The sequence below is a fragment of the Pseudomonas sp. RA_35y_Pfl2_P32 genome, assembly GCF_963970735.1.
Lineage (GTDB): Bacteria > Pseudomonadota > Gammaproteobacteria > Pseudomonadales > Pseudomonadaceae > Aquipseudomonas.
Map to the genome: position 1 here is coordinate 1 of NZ_CAXAQF010000115.1, position 643 is coordinate 643.

At 65.0% G+C, this 643-nt stretch carries 1 protein-coding gene; it reads right to left on the reverse strand.

The genetic code is table 11. The features are described from left to right. Window positions 1–643 (reverse strand): UDP-N-acetylmuramate--L-alanine ligase (locus tag AACY45_RS27375; RefSeq protein ID WP_339548579.1); only part of this gene is annotated, 643 nt, incomplete at both ends.

A 643-nucleotide genomic window follows, 5' to 3' on the forward strand; every position in this document is an offset into this window, starting at 1 on the left:
TCGAGCGCCACGCCGATCGCGGCGAGCGCGTTCTGGACATTGTGCCGCCCCGGCATCGGCAAATCGATGCCTTCGATCGAGCGCGTCGTGCCGTCGCGGTGGCGGATGATCACCTCGAAGCGGTTGCCGCCGGGCGTGGGCGTCACGTTGACGCCGCGCACGTCCGACTGCGCCGAGAAACCATAGGTCACCACGCGCCGGTCGCGCACGCGCGGGATGATGTTCTGCACCTCGGGGTGATCGAGACAGAGCAACGCCGCGCCATAAAAAGGCACATTCTCGACGAACTCGACGAACGCATCCTTCACCGCATCGAACGATCCATAATGGTCGAGATGTTCGGGATCGACATTGGTGACGACCGCGATCGTGCCGTCCAGCCGGAGGAAGCTGCCGTCGCTTTCGTCGGCTTCGACCACCATCCAGTCGCTCGCGCCCAAACGCGCGTTGGAGCCATAGCTGTTGATGATACCGCCATTGATAACGGTGGGATCGACCCCGCCCGCATCGAGCAAGGCCGCAACCATGCTGGTCGTCGTGGTCTTGCCATGCGTGCCCGCGACCGCGACGGTCGATTTCAGGCGCATCAGCTCGGCGAGCATTTCCGCGCGGCGCACCACCGGAATGCGCCGCTCCAGCGCCG